This window comes from Bacteroidota bacterium (genome assembly GCA_016715425.1).
GTDB lineage: Bacteria > Bacteroidota > Bacteroidia > Chitinophagales > BACL12 > JADKAC01.
This window is the reverse complement of the sequence record JADKAC010000003.1, coordinates 150,899-171,617: the sequence shown is the minus strand read 5'-3', so window position 1 is coordinate 171,617 and position 20,719 is coordinate 150,899. Positions and strand designations below refer to the sequence as shown.

General features: G+C 35.3%; 13 protein-coding genes. 8 read left to right on the top strand and 5 right to left on the bottom strand.

Features of this window, described 5'->3' with window-relative positions:
- Positions 1 to 181: 181 nt before the first annotated feature.
- Positions 182 to 697, top strand: a complete 516-nt coding sequence (locus tag IPN31_05310) for a T9SS type A sorting domain-containing protein (protein MBK8681321.1) — start codon at positions 182 to 184, stop codon at positions 695 to 697.
- Here the strand turns inward: IPN31_05310 and IPN31_05305 are convergent, their stop codons facing one another.
- The 4 genes from IPN31_05305 to IPN31_05290 all read right to left on the bottom strand — a co-directional run bounded on the left by IPN31_05305 (position 698) and on the right by IPN31_05290 (position 7,244).
- Positions 698 to 1,720, bottom strand: coding sequence for an SPASM domain-containing protein (locus tag IPN31_05305; GenBank protein ID MBK8681320.1), 1,023 nt, complete (start codon positions 1,718 to 1,720; stop codon positions 698 to 700). It abuts the gene before it with no gap.
- 136 nt (positions 1,721 to 1,856) lie between these two features.
- Positions 1,857 to 2,876 (bottom strand): phenylalanine--tRNA ligase subunit alpha, encoded by a 1,020-nt coding sequence (pheS, locus tag IPN31_05300; GenBank protein MBK8681319.1) that lies wholly within the window; start codon positions 2,874 to 2,876, stop codon positions 1,857 to 1,859.
- An 89-nt stretch (positions 2,877 to 2,965) separates the two neighbouring features.
- Entirely contained in the window at positions 2,966 to 4,879 is a 1,914-nt protein-coding gene (locus IPN31_05295) for a T9SS type A sorting domain-containing protein (GenBank protein MBK8681318.1), read from the bottom strand.
- Positions 4,880 to 5,315: 436 nt separating this feature from the next.
- On the bottom strand, positions 5,316 to 7,244 hold the full coding sequence (locus IPN31_05290) for a T9SS type A sorting domain-containing protein (GenBank protein ID MBK8681317.1): 1,929 nt from the start codon (positions 7,242 to 7,244) through the stop codon (positions 5,316 to 5,318).
- 486 nt (positions 7,245 to 7,730) lie between these two features.
- Here IPN31_05290 and metH point away from each other — a divergent pair, with 486 nt between their 5' ends.
- Together metH and IPN31_05280 are read left to right on the top strand one after the other, a co-directional pair.
- Positions 7,731 to 11,399, top strand: a complete 3,669-nt coding sequence (metH, locus tag IPN31_05285; GenBank protein MBK8681316.1) for a methionine synthase — start codon at positions 7,731 to 7,733, stop codon at positions 11,397 to 11,399.
- A 138-nt stretch (positions 11,400 to 11,537) separates the two neighbouring features.
- The gene (locus tag IPN31_05280; protein ID MBK8681315.1) at positions 11,538 to 14,258 is read left to right on the top strand and encodes a sulfatase-like hydrolase/transferase; all 2,721 of its coding nucleotides are present in this window, start codon (positions 11,538 to 11,540) and stop codon (positions 14,256 to 14,258) included.
- On the opposite strand, the gene IPN31_05275 is transcribed toward IPN31_05280, so the two are convergent.
- Positions 14,252 to 15,328, bottom strand: a complete 1,077-nt coding sequence (locus tag IPN31_05275) for a PA0069 family radical SAM protein (protein MBK8681314.1) — start codon at positions 15,326 to 15,328, stop codon at positions 14,252 to 14,254. The two genes, IPN31_05280 and IPN31_05275, sit on opposite strands and share 7 nt — an antisense overlap.
- Before the next feature lie 71 nt (positions 15,329 to 15,399).
- On the opposite strand from IPN31_05275, the gene IPN31_05270 reads away from it, so the two are divergent.
- The 5 genes from IPN31_05270 (at position 15,400) to dinB (ending at position 20,490) form a co-directional block, all read left to right on the top strand.
- Positions 15,400 to 16,179: a LexA family transcriptional regulator gene (locus IPN31_05270; GenBank protein MBK8681313.1), complete on the top strand. Its 780-nt coding sequence runs from the start codon at positions 15,400 to 15,402 to the stop codon at positions 16,177 to 16,179.
- A 27-nt stretch (positions 16,180 to 16,206) separates the two neighbouring features.
- Positions 16,207 to 17,331: a three-Cys-motif partner protein TcmP gene (gene tcmP / locus IPN31_05265; GenBank protein MBK8681312.1), complete on the top strand. Its 1,125-nt coding sequence runs from the start codon at positions 16,207 to 16,209 to the stop codon at positions 17,329 to 17,331.
- A 2-nt stretch (positions 17,332 to 17,333) separates the two neighbouring features.
- Positions 17,334 to 18,062 carry a phage Gp37/Gp68 family protein gene (locus IPN31_05260; GenBank protein MBK8681311.1) on the top strand — a complete coding sequence of 243 codons (729 nt, stop codon included), beginning with the start codon at positions 17,334 to 17,336 and terminating at the stop codon, positions 18,060 to 18,062.
- Between the two features lie 290 nt (positions 18,063 to 18,352).
- The gene (locus IPN31_05255; protein MBK8681310.1) at positions 18,353 to 18,748 is read left to right on the top strand and encodes an endonuclease domain-containing protein; all 396 of its coding nucleotides are present in this window, start codon (positions 18,353 to 18,355) and stop codon (positions 18,746 to 18,748) included.
- A 557-nt stretch (positions 18,749 to 19,305) separates the two neighbouring features.
- Positions 19,306 to 20,490: a DNA polymerase IV gene (dinB, locus tag IPN31_05250; GenBank protein MBK8681309.1), complete on the top strand. Its 1,185-nt coding sequence runs from the start codon at positions 19,306 to 19,308 to the stop codon at positions 20,488 to 20,490.
- Positions 20,491 to 20,719: the final 229 nt, after the last annotated feature.

Below are 20,719 nucleotides of genomic sequence, written 5' to 3'. Positions count from 1 at the left end.
ACATAAAATAATTCCAATTGATGAAAGACTTATCATTTGTCGCAAAAAAAAAATAGAACCGAATGTAATTAATGGTAATGAGATTGGAGGAATAGAATTACAAATTGGATGGGCTTATTCCACTTCCTTTACCCGGGAATTCATCTATGCAAAACCAGCAGGTTATCCGGTGAATGTTTTAATGAGTTTTCAAGGGGATCATAATCAGATTATTGCTTACAGAGAAATCTTCTCAACATATATCTGGGATCATGGTTTTTGGTTGGATTTTGATGATGAAAGATATGTTTGCTTTAAACTTAAAAATGCAGATGGAGAATATAATTATGGATGGATTAGATGCCAGATGAATAAAGAAGATGTAACCTTAACTATTAAAGATTATGGTTATGAAGAACAAATCAATACAGCTATTTTAACCGGCAGTAAAGAGAGTTATGTAGATATTCAAAATACAGATCAACAATCAAATTTATTTTTGACATATCAAAATAGTGTATTAAAAATTGAAATGAATGCTAATTATTTTCAACCCTATTTACTATCTGTTTATGCATTAAATGGAAATATTATTTTTCAGGAAAATGTTGTAGAACAATCCTATGAAAAATATATGGATTTGCCTGTTGGTCTTCATTTAATTAAAATTCAACAAGGGGATAAAAATTATTTTTATAAAATAATAGATCTCAATTAATCAAGCCCACACCTTTGTTCCTTCTGTACAATTTTTACAGATATCAATTTCACTTCTGCTTTTTAAAACAGCACTCCTGAAATTATGATATGCAGGTCCTCTCCATAATTCTTTAAAGGATGTTTGTTTTAAATCACCGAGTTTATGCGTGGCATCTTTATCAAAGCAACAAGGAACAACAGCACCATCCCAAGTAATTACACAGCTATGCCATAATTTCCAGCAATGATTTGTCATTTCATTTTTGATAGAATACTTACCATCTTTTCCCTTTTTATAGCGTGCATATTTATCAATAGTGGGGAGTAAATCACTGCCATTTTCATAATCGTAAATCTGTGCAGTTTTCAATCGCACTTCATCCACACCTAATTCCTCTGCAAGTTTATATACATCCTTTATCTGATGTTCATTTGGTTTTACAACAAGAAATTGAAAAATGATATTTGGTGTTTTCGATTTCAATTCTTTTTTCCAACGAATAATATTTCTTGTTCCTTCCAATACTTTTTCCAACTTACCACCTCTGCGATATTGCTGATACACTTCCTGTGTCGTTCCATCGATGGAAATAATTAATCTGTCCAATCCACTTTCAATAGTGCGCTTTGCATTTTCATCAGTTAAGTAATGTGCATTGGTGCTTGTTGCTGTATATATTTTTTTAGCAGATGCATATTTTACCATCTCTAAAAAACTTGGATTTAAATAAGGCTCACCTTGAAAATAAAAAATCAAATACGTCAGATCTTTTCCCAACTCATCCATTGTTTCTTTGAAAAAATCTTTATCCAACATTCCTGTAGGTCGTGTGAATGCACGCAATCCACTTGGACATTCCGGACAACGCAAATTACATGATGTAGTTGGCTCAAAAGAAAGTGAAATTGGCAATCCCCACTGCACAGTTTTTTTTGTAAACTTACTATAGTAATAGGATGCAATTACTTTACTCATGTTCATCAAACGACGAGGAGTCATTTTCGATGCATAGTTTATTGAGTCAGTAAGATTAAAAGGCATATTTTTATTAATTAAAAGAATTAGCAAATTAGCTGATTAGCTAATTAAACATTCAATACTTTAAAAGATTCTTTACTTTTCAAATTAGTTTATAAACCCATCGGCTAATTAGCTAATCAGCTAATCAACACATCAATTAAATTCCTTCAAATTGTTTTAAAAAGCGCAAATCATTTTCAGTAAATAAACGAATGTCGTTGATACGGAATTTCAATATTGCCATGCGTTCTATTCCCATTCCAAAAGCAAAGCCCGTATATTTTTCTGAATCTATTCCGCAATTTTCCAACACTTGCGGATCTATCATTCCCGCTCCACCAATTTCTACCCAACCACTATATTTACAAATTGCACATCCTGCCTGATTACAAACAAAACAACTCACATCTAATTCTGCACTTGGTTCAGTAAAGGGGAAATAACTGGGACGCAAACGAATACTTGTTTTCTCACCAAATAATTCTTTAGCTAAATAAGAAAGAGTTTGTTTTAAATCTGCAAATGAAACTCCTTCATCCACATAAAATAATTCTAATTGATGAAAGACTACATGCGCTCTTGCAGAAATTGTTTCGTTGCGATAACATCTTCCCGGAGCAATTACACGGAATGGCGGTTTCGTATTTTCCATTACACGAATCTGCACATTGGAAGTATGTGTGCGCAAAACAATATCCGGATTTGTCTGAATATAAAATGTATCTTGCATATCTCTTGCAGGATGATCTTCAGGTGTATTTAATGCGGTGAAATTATGCCAGTCATCTTCTATCTCCGGACCTTCAATAACAACATAACCAATGCGAGAAAAAATATCCACTAATTCATCTCTTACAATTGTGATTGGATGACGGGCACCGGGATTTTTTATATCCGCAGGCAAAGTGAGGTCAACAAAAATTTTATCTGTTTTCTGTTTTGAATTTAACTGCGTATTAAATGATTCAAATTTATTTTCTGCAATTTCTTTTAATGCATTTACCTGTTGACCATAATTTTTTTTCTGATCGGCAGGTATATCTTTAATTGTAGAAAATACATCCTTCAAAATATTTTTAGTCCCCAGAAAACGAATACGAAATTGTTCCAAGTCAGCTATACTCGTAATCGGGTAATTTTCAATTTCAGTTTTTAATACATCTAAATTTTCAAACATAATATCTTCTCAAGGTGCCGTTCAAAAATACAAAGAAAAAGGGCTACCGTTTTTAGCAGTAGCCCTTTCGAATTATAATTAATCACTATTTATTCCACCATAAATTTCTCTGTATAGCTTGATTTGCCATTGCTTATTTCAACAATGTATAAACCGGCAGCCATTGTATTGACATCCACTTTAATCAGATTTTCACCTTGCACTACTTGCGAGTGTAAGGTTTGAACTTGATTGCCAAGCAGATCATAAACATTCAAAGTAATTTCTGTTTCCTGAACACTGAAATAATTTACCTGCATAGTATTAGAGGCAGGATTAGGGAAAATGTTTACTATCGCATTATCCAAAACTCGCTCTACTAATAATTCAGAACCATCTGTTCTCCAGCTTGAGTTACTTACTTCTACTATTAATTCATAACAATCGGCTACGTCATAAGCACCACCATAACCATACACATACACATATCTGGTTCCGGAACTGTTTACATTCCAAACAATAGATTCATCGGATGTGCCACCATTTTGTGATGTACCTTTTTTCTTTCCTTTTTGATTTAATAATTGCATATCATAATCAGCAGGTAAAGAAGTCATCGTTACACGAATTTTTGTATTCGGAGAAGTAGTTGTGAATTTATAAAAATCAACATCAGAGGAATTTGCAATTAATGCATTGTAAGTAACACCTGTGGAAATTGTTCCTGCAGTACCTGTGCTGCTGTTTGGTTCTTGAATATCTGTACAAGTTGCTGCGCCACCTGAAGTAGTAAATAATATAGAACTAATATATGCACTCAAATCACCACCACCACAATCTGTTTGTACTTGCCATTCATAATCTGTATCAGCAATTAACCCTGTAAAGTTTATTGAAGTTCCTGTGGTGTAACCTTCTGTCCAGGTTGCAGTTCCAACCTGACGTCCTCTTACATTATAACCTACAGACCCGGCTACACTACCCCAGTTAAGTGTTGCTTCTGTTTCAGTAATACCTGTTGTAGAAGTACTTCCGGGAACATCACAAGTAGGTGCTACTCCACCGCCACATCCTTCAGAAGATAATAGGCTTTCTCTTGATCCACCGGGTGCAAATAATGCTTGCATTCTATCTTTCTGACCATCTGAAAACATATACATACAAGCATCATCGGTATAATCCATATAATTCATAGTCATCTCTACCGGAGAACCTGAACAAGTACTGTAATGCGGATAATTTGGGCAACCATAATTAGCAGTATTATGTGTTGGAGTATCTGAAACGTAATCAGTACCGCAAGATGCATCACCCCAAATATGTCGCAGGTTTAGCCAGTGACCAACTTCATGTGTTGCTGATCTTCCTAAATTAAAAGGAGATGCAGCATATGCAGGACCACCAAAATAGTTGTAATCTATAACAACTCCATCTGTAGCGGCAGGGCCACCTGGAAATTGCGCATATCCTAATAAGCCACTGCTAAGATCGCATGACCACATATTGAGATAGCTATCTCTATCCCAGGCTGCATGACCGTAGGTATTATATTTCATCAAATCAGTTGTACTAAAAGAAGTTTTTGAAGTAGATGTTCTTGTAATTCCAGTAGTAGGATTACCATCCGGATCAACTGATGCAAGACAGAATTCAATTTCCACATCAGCAGCTACTCCGGAAAATAATGCCGGTACACTACCCGCATCAGAATTTAATTTTCTGAAGTCTTCATTTAGTATTTCTATCTGAGATAAAACAGCAGCATCAGAAATATTTTCTGATGCATTGTTATACACAATATGCACAACTACAGGTATTGTAATTACCGTTCGTGTTGCACCCGTTTCAGAGGATTTATAAGTTTGCGTAAATTCTTCAATCTGCGCCTGATTCAGTGCATAGCCCGGATCTTCAGTTAATAATCTTGCATCAACTTCCATAGTTCCGCAGTTGCGCATTTCCTGTCCGAATACACTACTTATGCATAGCAATAATGCAATAGCGAGTAAATTTTTTTTCAACATTTTTTCTTGTTTTAATTAAATAAAAAATTTCAATTCCAATCATCCGTAGAGGATGTAATTTTTTAATGTTGTATTACATTAAATAAGTAACGAAATATTTTTCGCAAGTGCAAGTTCCTATTTTTTTTATATAAACCAAACGCAAATGGCTCAAAATTGTCACATATTGATTTTATCAATTTGCAATTATAAAATTTATTTTAGGTGAGGTAAGGAATTAAAGTGTGAATTGGATTCATTAAGAGAATTTTTTTTAACGTCACGAATTAAAAATCAGAGTGCAATTAGAATTTTATTCTAATACATTGATATTTATTTTCAAAACACTTTTCAAATACTCAAAAATTATTTGAGATATAATTTGATATGCAAACAATGGAAAGCAAAAAAAAAGCGATCATCACTGACCGCTTTTTTTTAATGCATTTGAATAAAATTATTCTACTATAAATTTATCTGTGTAGTTGGATTTACCATTGCTGATTTCAACGATGTAAATGCCTGCAGATAAATTGCGCACATCTACACCAATTAAATTTTCACCTTCCACAACATCTGCTGTAATTGTATTTACAAGATTTCCTAACAGGTCATACACTTTCATTGTAACACCTGTTTCCTGTACTGAATAATAATCTACACTTATTTTATCAGAAGCAGGATTTGGGAAAATATTTACGATAGCATTATCCCATTCTTCCTGAGCAAATATTTCAGAGCCATCTGTTCTCCAGCTTGAACTGCTTACTTCTATTTTCAGATCATAACAATCAGTAGCATTATAAGCACCGCTATAACCATAAACATATACATAGCGAATTCCAGATGCACTGGTATTCCAAATTATGGTTTCATTAGATGTACCACTGTTTTCAGAAATACCTTTTTGATTCTTTTTATTATCATATAATCTTACATCATAATCTGCAGGCAGTGATGATAAGGTAACCTTGATTTTTGAATTCGGTGAAGTAGTAGTAAACTTATAATAATCAAGATCAGAACCACTTGCAATTAATGCATTGTATGTTGTTCCGCTAGAAAGAGTATAAGGTGTAGAAATTGTATTATTAGGCTCTCCTAAATCCACACATCCACCAACTCCACCTGTTGTTGTAAAATAAATAGAAGTAGTGTAAGCACTAACAGAACCGCCACCACAATCAGTTTGAACTTGCCATTCATAATCAGTACCTGCTAATAATCCGGTGAAGCTTATAGTTAATCCTGCAGTAGAACCTTCTGTCCAAGTTGCATCACCCACTTTACGACCACGAGCATTATAGGCAACTGCACCTGATACTGAACCCCAGTTAAGAGATGCAGATGATTCTGTTATTGCTGTTGTAGAAGTACCTGAAGGAACTGAGCAAGAAGGTGTTCCACCTCCGCCACAGCCAGCAGAAGACAATAAACTTTCTCTGGAACCGCCCGGAGCAAACAATGCTTGCATACGGGTTTTCTGTCCTGCAGTAAATAAATTCATACAAGCATCATCGGTGTAATCCATATAGTTCTGATACATATCACCATTAGGACCATTGGAACATGAAACCAGAGATCCGGAAGGGCAGCCATAATTTTCATTAGCTTGATTTGGAGTATCAGCAACATTATCAGTTCCTGCGCATGAGGTGCCATCATCACCCCAAATATGATAGAGATTTAACCAGTGACCTACTTCATGTGTACCTGAACGACCTAAGTTATATGGAGATGTTGCATAAGCAGAACCACCAAAATATTTATAGTCAATTACAACACCATCAGTTGCTGCAGATCCACCAGGGAATTGAGCGTACCCTAAAAGTCCGCTGCTTAAATCACACACCCATAAGTTTAAATAGCTATTTCTATCCCAAGCAGCATGACCATAGGTAGAATATTTAACCGGATTACCGGTAGTGCTAAAAGATGTTTTAGTTGTGGAAGTTCTTGTAATACCTGTTGTTGGATTTCCACTTGGGTCAATAGTGGCAAGACAGAATTCGATTTCAACATCAGCAGCTATACCTGAAAAGTAACCCGGTGTAGATCCTGCATCTGCATTCATTCTTCTAAAGTCTTCGTTCAAAATTTGAATTTGAGAATTAATTGCTGCATCAGAAATATTTTCAGCAGTAATATTATAAACCACATGCACAACTACCGGAATAGTTATAACTGTTCTGGTTGCTCCTGCATCTTCTGAAACAAACTTGGCAGTAAATTCTTCGATTTGCTGTCGGTTAAGTAGATAATTTGGATCGTTGAGTTTCAACTCAGCATCCATAGTCATTGTGCCGCAATTGCGATGTGCTTCCTGGCTAAAGGCAATACCGAAGGTCATCAGCATCACTAATAATAGTAGAAAATTTTTTAGCATTTTACATTTTTAATTAATGGTTAGTAAAGAATTTAAGAACGGTTGGAAATGAATGTGAGATGCATGGGCTGGAATGCGAGTTGCATCTCTCTGATTTCATGAAACAAAGAGAGACTTATTTTTTCATTCTTGCAAGCAAGTGGTTGGAGCGGTTTGTCACTAGATTATTATTTACAAACCCACATGCACAAAGAGTTTGCACTGAGAGTAGGACTTTTAAATCAAACTTATTATGAATTGGATAAGTGAATCTGTCACCATAAATTAGCAATGGTGAACACTTATCAAAATGATAATTATTTAATAAAAAATCAGGCTTCATAATCTATATGATAATTTTTAGAGTGTATCATTATTTGTATTGGCAGGATAAGCCTTCTTCAAAATAAAATTGGTTAAAAAAATAAATTTTATTTAAAAATATTTTACATTTTCATAACCGAATAGCTATTCTATAGTAGCTCCATTATATTTGTCGGCTTGCCAATGAAAGATATTAGAAAATTACTGTCTGAAAAAATTCTCATACTCGATGGAGCTATGGGTACGATGATACAACAACATCAACTCGATGAATCTGATTTTAGAGGTGAAAAGTTTGCTAATCATTCAAAAGATTTGAAAGGGAATAATGATATTCTTTGCTTAACTCAACCTGCTATTATTAAAGAGATTCATATTTCATACTTAGAAGCTGGTGCCGATATCATTGAAACAAATACATTTAATGCCAATCGTATTTCGCAGGCAGATTATGGTCTTGAATCCTTTGTATATACTCTAAATGTAAGTGCTGCAAAACTTGCCCGTGAAGCAGCTGATAATTATAACATACTTACACCGGATAAACCCCGCTTTGTTGCGGGTGCATTAGGACCCACAAATAAAACATTATCCATTTCTCCCGATGTAAATAATCCTGCATATCGTGCTACTACTTTCGATGAAATGGCTGACACTTATTATGAGCAAGCTAAAGGTTTGATGGATGGCGGTGTTGATATTCTATTAATCGAAACTGTATTTGATACACTCAATGCAAAGGCAGCGATTTATGCTTGTATGCAATTGTTTGAAGAAACAGGAAAGGAATTACCCCTTATGATTTCGGGAACTATAACAGATGCAAGTGGAAGAACTTTAAGCGGACAAACACCGGAAGCATTTTTAATTTCTGTTTCTCATGCACCATTATTAAGTGTCGGTTTTAATTGCGCATTGGGTGCAAAACAATTGACGCCACATATTCAAACCATTGCGCATAAAACAGATTTATTTGTAAGTGCTTATCCAAATGCAGGTTTGCCAAATGAGTTTGGTGAATATACCGAATCACCGGAGACCAATGGCAATGATGTAGAAGCATATTTAAAAAATAATTGGGTAAATATTATTGGAGGATGTTGTGGAACTACTCCTGAACATATAAAATATTTAGCGGAAATAGCTGCAAAATATCCTCCGAGAAAACCACCTGTTTTACCACAGCTTCCAAGGTTCAGTGGGCTTGAAGCATTCACCATTTTTGAAGGAAGCAATTTTGTAAATGTGGGTGAGCGAACGAATATCACCGGCTCAAAAAAATTTAAAAAATTAATTGTTGAAGATAAGTTAGATGAAGCCGTAAGTGTTGCAAAACAACAGGTAGATAATGGTGCACAAATTCTGGATGTGAACATGGATGAAGGTATGATTGATTCAGAAAAAATGATGATAGATTTTCTGAATAGAATTATGTGCGAACCTGATATTGCAAAAATTCCGGTGATGGTAGATTCCAGCAAATGGGAAGTAATTGTTTCCGGTTTAAAATGCTTGCAGGGAAAATCAATTGTAAATTCTATTTCATTAAAAGAAGGTGAAGAAATGTTTTTACAACATGCAGCACTTGCAAAAAAATTAGGTGCCGCAGTTATTGTAATGGCGTTTGATGAAAATGGTCAGGCAACAGATTTTGAAAAACGTATTTTAATTTGCGAAAGAGCTTATAATTTGTTAATTGATAAATTAAATTTTAATTCTACTGATATCATTTTTGATCCGAATATTCTAACTGTTGCAACTGGCATCGAAGAACATAATGGCTATGCCTTGGATTATATCCGTGCAACAGAATGGATTAAAAATCATTTACCCGGTGCATTAGTTAGCGGCGGTGTTAGCAATATTTCATTTTCATTTCAGGGAAATAACAGAATACGGGAAGCTATGCATTCTGCATTTTTATTTCATGCAATAAAAGCAGGAATGGATATGGGAATTGTGAATGCAGGTATGATTGAAATTTATGAGGATATTCCGAAAGATGTTCTGGAAAAAATTGAAGATGTGTTGTTTAACAGAAATGAAAATGCCACAGAACATCTTGTAACTTTTGCTCAAGAATTAAAATCACCTCAACGCAGTGTAAAAGAAAATACAGATGTATGGCGCAATGAAAATTTAGAGGAAAGATTAAGCCATGCATTGGTAAAAGGAATTACAGAATTTATAGAAATAGATTTGGAAGAAGCAGTTCAACATTACGCAAAACCTTTGGAGATAATTGAGGGGCCTTTAATGAAAGCAATGAATATAGTTGGTGATTTATTTGGCTCAGGAAAAATGTTTTTACCACAAGTGGTGAAGAGTGCAAGAGTGATGAAAAAAGCAGTTGCATATTTAGAACCACTTATGGCTTTGGATAAAGATGCAAATGATAAAAGTGTGTCATCTAAACCAACCATTTTAATGGCAACCGTGAAAGGAGATGTGCATGATATCGGAAAAAATATTGTGGGTGTGGTGTTAGCTTGTAATAATTATAATATTGTTGATTTGGGTGTGATGGTTTCTTCTGAAAAAATTCTGGATACTGCGCAGGAAATTAATGCAGACATTATTGGAATCAGTGGATTGATAACTCCATCCTTAGATGAAATGATTTATGTAGCTGAAGAAATGCAACGACGTGAAATGCAAACACCGTTATTAATTGGTGGCGCTACAACTTCCCGCATTCATACTGCGGTGAAAATTGCACCCAAATATCAGCAAGCAGTTATTCATGTAATTGATGCATCACGCAGTGTGAATATTGCCAATAAAGTGTTGGGTGAAAACAAACAATTATTCTTTGATGAAATTCGAAATGAGTATGACCAATTATTAAAAGCACATTTACAACGTCAAACTTCAAAAGAATTAATTTCTATTGCCGATGCAAGAAAAAATAAATATCAGATTGATTGGAAAAATTATAATGTACCAGCGCCGGAGTTTATTGGAACAAAAGAGTTTGAAAATTATAGCCTTCGGGAAATTGCAGAATACATTGACTGGACACCCTTTTTTAAAACCTGGGAATTGCATGGAAAATATCCGGAGATATTAGAAGATGAATTAGTAGGACATGAAGCAAAAAAATTATTCGATGAGGCACAAGCAATTTTAAATCAAATTATTTCTGAACAATGGATTTCTGCAAATGCAGTTATCGGAATTTTTCCATGTGCTGCTATTGAGGATGATATTATAGTTTTTGATGTAGAAGGGAATGAAATTATAAAAACATTACATCACTTGCGCCAGCAATTAAAAAAAGCAAAAGGTCAACCAAATCTTTGTCTAACTGATTTTATTAAACCGAAAGAAAACAATGCAAATAAGCCGACAGATTATATCGGCGCATTTGCAGTAACCTCCGGAATTGGAATTGAAAAAAAGTTACAAGAATTTGCATCCGAGCATGATGATTACAGCAGCATAATGCTTAAATCTTTAGCGGATAGATTGGCTGAAGCATTTGCCGAGCTGATGCATAAAAAAGTGCGCACAGAAATTTGGGGATATTCAAAAAATGAATCATTAAATTCTGAAGAACTGATTGCAGAAAAATATTCAGGTATTCGCCCTGCACCTGGTTATCCTGCATGTCCTGAGCATACCGAAAAAGAAACCTTGTTTGCTTTGTTGGATGTAACAAATACAACCGGAATACAACTTACCGATAGCATGGCAATGTATCCGGCTTCGAGTGTTAGCGGTTGGTATTTTGCACATCCCGAATCCAAATATTTTGGTGTTGGAAAAATTGCTGATGATCAAATAGCAGATTATGCTTCCAGAAAAAACAAGGATATAGAAATCATGCGTAAATTGCTTTCCCGATTCTAACAGATTTGATATTTAAAATAATTTCAAAAGTGGAATTATAACCATCATAATTAATTTAGAATTTTTTTGAAATGATTTCTGTATCAAAATATAAACTATTTTTGATTTTCAATTTTTTAATAATTAAAGTTATACTTAATGAAGTTTTTTACTCTTCTCTCCATTGTCTGCACTTTTACATTCGTTATAATTTTTAATCATAATGGTTTTAGTCAGATGCCAACACATCCAAATATTATAATGATCTATATTGATGATCTGAATGATTATACAAATTATTTGGAAGGACATCCTCAGGTGGAAACTCCAAATATTAATAGAATTGTTGAAAGTGGAGTAGCATTTACAAATGCTTATTGCAGCTCACCAGGATGTGGCCCGAGCCGCACAAGTATGCTTTCCGGCAAAGATTGTTTATATACTAAGGTGTATAATAATAATGATTTTCATGGTGCATTCCGCAGTAATTTTAATGAAGCTAATGCTAATGAAATTGTATATACTCTTCCTGAAGTTTTAAAAAGTTCAAGTGAATATTTTACTTATTCTATTGGAAAAGTATTTCATTCGGAATCAGGTAATGATTATGATAAAAGTCCAACGCCCATGTGCGAAAAAACTAAATCCTGGAATCGCATGTCGTCTTTAATTGAATCAGAGGAGTTTACGGCAATTAGTGAATCGTATTTGCAATATGCAGATTATGATTGGGGAATGATTCCGGATAGTCTTGAACGTTATTTACAAGATGTACAGATTACAGATACAGCAGTGCAATTTATTAATGACGTGGGAATGGGGAGCGCAGATATTTGCGATAAATCATTTTTTCTGGCATTTGGAATTCACAAACCACATACACCACGATTAATACCTGAAAAATATTTTTTACCCTATTATGTAAATGCACTTGATGATAAAATAGCATACAATTCATCTACAATGGATAGTGGATACAATGGTGTTGTAATGCCACCACAACCTGAAACAATGTGGGCAGATTTTTATGCTTTACCAGAAAATGGTATTGCTCAAATTATGGCTACAACAGGAGATCAGGAAATGTTTTTTAATGCCTATCTGAATTCATTACCCACATTGCCGGTATTAGATGCATCTGTAAGTCCTGAAGAAAATTTTGAAATGCTGTTAGAAAATGAACGGGCAAAATATGTGATGGGCTATCTTGCTGCTACAAAATTTTTAGATGTACAAATTGGAAGATTATTGGATACACTTCAACAATATCCGGAAATATATAATAATACAATTATCATTTTAGTAAGCGATCATGGGTATAGTCTTGGCGAAAAAAGGCATTATACAAAATGGGCGTTATGGGATACGGATGTGAGGGTACCATTAATTTTTTCAGGTCCCGGAGTGATTGAAAACGGTATTGTAGATGCAACTGTCTCTCTTATTGATATAATGCCAACTATTTGCGATATAGCAGGTGTGTCTTTACCGAATTTCCCTGATGGAAGTAATTATGTAGATGGTATTTCATTTAAAAATCTTATTATAAATCCCAATGCATTTTTTAATAAACCTGCAATAAGTTCATATAGAAGAAATTCCGGAAATGGATCCTGCTTCCCACACTATTCAGTGCAGCAAGATGGATATCAATACATTCGTTATCACAATAATAATGATGCAGGTGAATTAACGCCTTGCGATGCAAGCAGTACGAATTATGATGAAGAACTGTATTATGTAGGTGTGAACAGAGAAGTGGACCCGAATGAATGGAACAATCTTGCAAGTGATCCAAACAATGCCCCTATCATTGAATATCTATCTTCTTTTTTACCCGGCAATCCAAATTATTTAAAAGAAAGTATGAAGGTGGATATTAATTTACAAGGTGCATTGCCATGCTTTGCACCGCATTCAGGTAAATTAAAAATGAAAGCGAAATTATATTCAACTACAGGTGCAACTTTATCATCCGCACTAATGGCGAATTATAATTTTATCTGGACAAATTCAGCCACTGTTTTGATAAAAAACTCGACAAAGTTTACATTTAATATGTCGTCAATTCCTTTGGATTATTATACTTCCAATAGTACATTGAGATTTTATTTAAAAGTTACAGATAAGATTACCGGCGATATCGTAGCCTTAAAAACTTATGAAGTTTTTATTAATCCGTCAAATATTCCTGCATTAGATTTTACACCTGATTTAAACGGTCAAACACTTACAATTAATGATGTTTCTGTTTCGGGAGATTATAATACTATTGCATGGGATTTGGGTGATGGCACTGCAAGTGAAATATATAATCCTTTAACGCATACTTATTCCGGTCAAGGTACATTTCCAATTTTGCAAACAGTGAATTATGGTAACAGTTGTACTTTGCAAAAACAAAAAACAGTGTATATTAAATATGTTACCGATGTATTTTGTGAAGGCTCGCATTATTTACTTCCTGATGGTTCTATTGCAACAACTCCGGGAAAATATACTGCCAATTTAACCAGTGTTTCAGGAACGGACTCTGTATTTATTTTTAAATTGAATTATGCTACGGGTTGTGATGAAATATTGCGGTATAGCATTACGAATGATGAGTCTGAAATAAATAATGAAAACATTTCTAATTCACTATTTAATGTGTATCCAAATCCTGTAAATAATACATTGTTTGTAAAACGTACTTCAGCAAATCAACAAGCGGACATACAATTATATACAATGGGTGGTCAGTTGCTAAATACTTTTCAAATGCAGCCTGAAGAATATTTTATAGAAATTCCCATGAGTAATTATGCAAGTTCAATGTATTTATTAAAAATTATTGAGCAATCTGATTTGAATGTATTTACAATAATTAAAAATCAATAATTAAAAGGCAATTGCAATTGACCTGCTTTGCAAAATGCATTTACATTAAATTGAAAAGTATCTCTCAACGGGAAATATTTCTCTTTCGAAATTCTATATAACTGATGAATGGCGTCGGCAATTACTCCGTCGCCTTTCATCCGTTTTCCCCAACGGCTATCATTTAAATTTCCTTCATGTACTGCACGAATACCGTTTAATATTTTTTGTGCTTTATCGGGATAAGTTTTCAATACCCAATCAGTAAAAATTTCTGCAACTGCACCATTCAATCTCACCATCGTCATGCCGGCAAATGTGGCTCCGTTTTCTGCTGCCAATCGCAATACATCGGGTATCATGTGATCTGTTAATCCCGGAATAATCGGAGCTACCATTACCCCAACCGGAATACCTGCTTTTGATAATTGAGCCATTGTATCTAATCGCTGTTTATAGGTGGCAGTGCGAGGTTCTGTTTGCAAACGAATTTTTTCATCTGTGCCTGTAACACTAAAAATTACACGCACTAAATTTTCTGATGCTAAGTCTTTTAATATATCAAGATCTCTTTCCACCAATTGATTTTTGGTAATGATGCCTACAGGATTTCTATATTTCGCACACACTTGTAATATGCTTCTTGTTATCTGCATTTTCTTTTCAATGGGTTGATAGCAATCTGTATTTCCGGAAAGTGAAATTGGTTGTGGTCGCCATGTTTTACTTAAAAATACTTTCTCTAATAATGCAGGCGCAGTGGGTTTTACAATGATGCGACTTTCAAAATCCAATCCTGCACTATAACCCCAATACTGATGACTGTTACGGGCATAACAATACACACATCCATGCTCACAACCCTGATAGGGATTTAAAGACCATATCATCCCCACATCCGGACTTTTCACTTCATTCAAAATCGTTTTTGGATGCTCGGTAAAAAATTGTGTTCGTCTGCCTGTTTCCAATTCCTCATCCAATCCTTCTATATGCTCCTGACCGATATGCTGCTTTAAAAATTTGTTGGCAGGATTGAATTGAGCGCCTCTTCCTTTAATTTTTTTTTCATTAGCTATTGCATTTATCATAAATGTCATTATTTTTGACAAATAAAGTCATATTAATTGACATAATCAATAAGTCATTAAAAATTTTATCTATGAGTTACTTTGCTTCCAACCTAAAACACCTGCGCAGCAAACGGCGCATGAACCAGCAAGAGCTTGCTGATATGCTGAAAGTAGGGCGTACCGCCATCGCCAATTACGAATCGGCAACAGCAAACCCCGGACATAAAACATTGTTGGCTATTGTCAAAATATTTGACATATCGCTGGATGATTTTCTGAATACAGACTTATCTAAACCTGTAATTGCTACCTGGCCGGAAGCATATCGTCCGGTGGTGGTTACGGTGGATGAAGCCGGAGATGATAATATTGTAATGGTGGATACCAAAGCCGCAGCCGGTTATCCCACCCGATTTTTAGAACCGGAATATTATAAAGAGTTGCCCGCTTTCAAACTGCCTGGAACAGATTACCGCAACGGCACTTTCCGCTGCTTTCAGATTGAGGGCGATAGTATGGCCGACACACTGCACAATGGCGATAGTGTAATCGGGCGTTTTTGCGATAATCATTTCCGTGATGTGCGGCAGGGATTTATTCATGTAATAGTTACTGCCGATCAGGTGCTGGTGAAGCGGGTAATTAATCATGCAGACACCGACCACAAATTGATATTGCTGAGCGACAACGAAGCCTACCCGCCGATAGAAGTGGATATAGATGAGGTGAAAGAAATATGGTATGTAAAAAGTAAACTCTCCACCTATATGCCTGTAAAAAAGAACGACCTCGACAAACTCATCGGCGACCTCAGCATGCAGGTGCAGATGTTGAAGCAAAGGCTGGATGTGATGGAAAGAGATATTTAATTTTATTAACCGAATAAAAGTATAAATATGGCTGGGATATCACCTAAGGATTTTTTTAAAACACAAAGAGAGACATCCGAAATTAAATCAGAAATTCTCGATGAATACTTTAAAGCTTGGGCTGCAATTATGTTAAGAGGGCAATCTTATAAAACAATTAATGAGTTAGCCTACATTGATTTATTTGCCGGATCAGGCAAATATGACGATGGGAATGCTTCAACACCATTAAAGATTTTAAATAGTATTTATAAAAGCAAAGGAAGCTCTTTTATTGATTATGATAAGAGTGTAAAAACATTTTTTAATGATCAAGATATGAATGTGATTGAAAAGCTAAAACAAAATATAACAACTCTTGATTTTTATGCCGACTTAACACACAAACCAATAATTTTTCAACAAGAAGCTGATGAGATTCTTTTAGATAACATTTTAAAAAGAGGAGTTCCCTCATTGACTTTTATTGACCCTTTAGGATATGGTTATACAAAAAAAATGTTGCTTAAAACTATACAAAGCTGGGGGTCAGATTTATTTATACTTTTTAATATAAATAGAATTCGTGCGGCAGTAGAAAATAGATTAGTTGAAAAAAATATGTATGAAATATTTGAGTCTGATCTTAATAGGATTAGAGAATTCTATGAGAGAGAAAAAAATCCAACTAAAAGGGAATTATTTATATTAGAAAGATTTGAAAATATTTTTGTAGATAGAAATTATAAGATTCTAAAATTTAGAATAAACTTTCCAAATAGGGAGCAATCAAGTCATTACCTTTATTTCATTTCCAAAGTAAATATTGCCATAACTCGAGCTAAAGAAATTATGCAAAAATATAGTGATTATCAAGATGATGGAGTTCCCCTTTTCGGAGCAAATTTATTATTTAATCCCACATTATTCCCTGAATTAAACAATTATTCTCTTGTTAATCTTATCAATTTTATAAGAAATAATAAAATAAAACTTAACGGCAAAAAAATCGAAGACATTTACTTAGAATACAATTATGGAACAAATTATATTAAAGAAAATTATAAAGAAGCATTTAAAGAATTGTTTAGAAATAATGAAATTATTCTGCTTGACAAAAATGGCACATCTACTTCAAAAACTACTTATACCGCAACTATTAAATTTATCTAATCATGGCTCAATCATCAATTGAATGGACAGAAATGACCTGGAATCCAACTACGGGATGTAGTAAGGTTTCTGACGGATGTAAATATTGTTATGCCGAAGTAATGGCTAAAAGATTGCAGGCAATGGGTCTCGAGAAATACTCGGATGGATTTAAATTGCGATTGCATCCTGATGCACTTACAATTCCTTTTACATGGAATAAACCTAAGATTGTATTTGTAAATTCAATGAGTGACTTATTTCATAAAAATGTTCCTCTGGAGTTTATTCAAAAAGTATTTGATGTAATGAATAAAAATCCTCAGCATACATTTCAGGTACTTACCAAACGAGCGGAAAGGTTAGCTGAATTGCACGATAAACTGCATTGGTCAGAAAATATATGGATGGGTGTGTCGGTTGAAAATGAGAAAGTAATAAGTCGTATTGATTTTCTAAAAGTAACAAACGCTAACATAAAATTCTTATCCTGTGAACCATTGATTGGTGCTTTGCCAAATTTGAATCTGGATAAAATCAATTGGGTTATTGTAGGCGGTGAAAGCGGACGCAAAGCAAGACCTATGGATATTGAATGGGTATTAGAAATCAAAGAGCAATGTGAACAGCAGAAAGTAAAATTCTTTTTTAAGCAATGGGGTGGCACAAATAAAAAGAAAACCGGAAGACTTCTGAATGGGAAGACTTACGATGAAATGCCGGAACGTAATACTTTGTTGTTAAGAGCTTGATGTGAGTTCGCACCATGCAGGTGCAGATGTTGAAGCAACGGCTGGATGTGATGGAGCGGGAGTAACTCACCCCCGGCCCCTCTCTTGGGAAGAGAGGGGTGATTAGAAAATAACCCAAAATAATTTTTGTTGCTATTTTTTTATAACACAACTAAATAATTAATTCACCGCTGCCCCTTTTGGGAGAGAGGGGTGATAAAAAAACTCCCGAATAACACAGCCAAATAATTCTAAATAAATAATTCACCGCTGCCGCTCTGGGGAGAGAGGGGTTGAATAAACAGACCAAAATGAACTCGAAAGAATTTGCACGACACCTGCGGAAAAATATGACTTCAGAAGAATCATTGATGTGGGGTAATCTCCGCAACAGAAATTGTTTGGGTTTAAAATTCGTCAGACAGCATCCTGTTTACTATCCCGGCGAAATTGGAAAAAGCCGATACTTTATAGCTGACTTTTATTGTGAAGAAAAAAAATTGGTGATTGAGATAGACGGAGGTATTCATTTACAGCAAATAGAGTATGATAATAACCGGGATACAATAATGCAGGAAATGGGATTGCAAGTTCTAAGGATAAAAAATGAAGAGATAAAAAGTATGTCAGCAACACTTGAAAAATTAAAAATGTATCTCTCTAATCTCCCTTCCTATAAAAAAGAAAAAGATAAAAGAGACTTATAAAAGAAAACAAATCACATTTCCCCCCTCTCTTCCAAAGAGAGGGGTCGGGGGTGAGTTGAAAACACACACAACATTAACTATGAAACAGAAAAACTCACATTTAAAAAAAACGAAACCATTCCCCCTCTCTTCCCAAGAGAGGGGCCGGGGGTGAGTTGAAAACACACACAAGATTATAGATGAAACCAAAAAATTCACATTAAAAAAAACAAATCACATTTCCCCCCTCTCTTCCAAAGAGAGGGGTTGGGGGTGAGTTGAAAGCACACACAACATAAACTATGAAACAGAAGATTCACATTAAAAACCAAACGCCATTCCCCCCTCTCTTCCAAAGAGAGGGGCCGGGGGTGAGTTGAAAACCCACACGATATAAAACATGAAACAGAATAAAAACCATTAAAAATAAAATCCCATTTCCCCCCTCTCTTCCAAAGAGAGGGGCCGGGGGTGAGTTGAAAACCCACACGATTTAAAAATATGAAACAGAAAAATTCACATTAAAAAAAACGAAACCCTTTCCCCTCTCTTCCCAAGAGAGGGGCTGGGGGTGAGTTATGACCCGCACCGTAGTACATATGGATCTCGACACTTTCTTCGTGTCTGTTGAGCGACTGAAAGACAGTCGGCTTCTCGGCAAACCTGTGCTTGTGGGTGGCAGCAGCGGCCGAGGTGTGGTAGCATCGTGTAGTTATGAAGCCCGCCGCTTTGGTATCCACAGCGCTATGCCGATGAAGATGGCAAAAAATTTATGTCCTGAGGCTATTGTGGTTCGTGGTGATTATGAGCATTACACCCATTACTCGGACCTGATAACCGACATTATTGAAGAGAGTGTTCCGGCGTATGAAAAATCTTCTATTGATGAATTTTATATCGACCTCAGCGGCATGGATCGCTTCTTCGGTTGCTACATGTATGCTACTGAATTGCGACAAAAAATTATTAAAGAATCCGGGCTGCCGATTTCTCTTGGATTATCAGAAAATAAAACCGTTTCGAAAATTGCTACCGGTCAGGCAAAACCGAATAACCAAATGAAAATAGATTACGGTTGCGAAAAAACATTTCTTGCGCCGCTGTCTGTAAAAAAAATTCCGATGGTGGGAGATAAAACTGCCGACACATTACGACGCATGGGAATAGTTACTATTAAAACGGTTCAGGAGATGCCGATGAAAGTAATGGAAAATATTCTGGGTGAAAATGGCAGTACGATTTGGCGCAAAGCAAATGGTATTGACAACACACCGGTGGAAGTACACAGCCGCCGCAAATCAATTTCTACCGAAGAAACTTTTGATCAGGATACAATTGATGTAAATCGCTTGCGCAACATATTAGTGGCTATGACAGAAAAACTTGCTTACCAATTGCGCAAAGAAGGGAAACTCACTTCGGTGATAACAGTAAAGTTGCGCTACTCCGATTTTGAAACACATACCACACAAAGTCGCATTCCCTACACTTCCACTGATCATTCGCTGATAGCACGAGTGAAAGAATTGTTTGAAAAACTCTATACCCGCCGCACATTAGTAAGATTGATTGGTGTGCGCTTCAGCGGATTGGTAAGCGGTGGTTATCAGATAAATCTTTTGGAAGATTCTGAACACTTAATTCGATTATATCAGGCAATGGATAAAATGCGGAATAAACATGGACGAGATGCTGTGATGCGTGCCGGTAGTTTGGGATATCATTTCAGAGAGTTTAATCCTTTTAATGGAGTGAAGAAATAGTATTGGGTATCGGGTATTGAGATTAGCTGATGTGATGATTAGCCGATTAGCCGATGTGCGAATGTGATAATTGTGTAACTGTCGAATTGTAGAACTGGAGAATTGTAGAACTGTTGAACTGTTGAATCGAAAAACCTTAAAGTGGAAACACGAAACTTGAAGCCCGAAACTTGAAACTTGGAACTTGAAACCCGAAATCCGAAACTCTTTTTTCATTGTCAATTGTCAA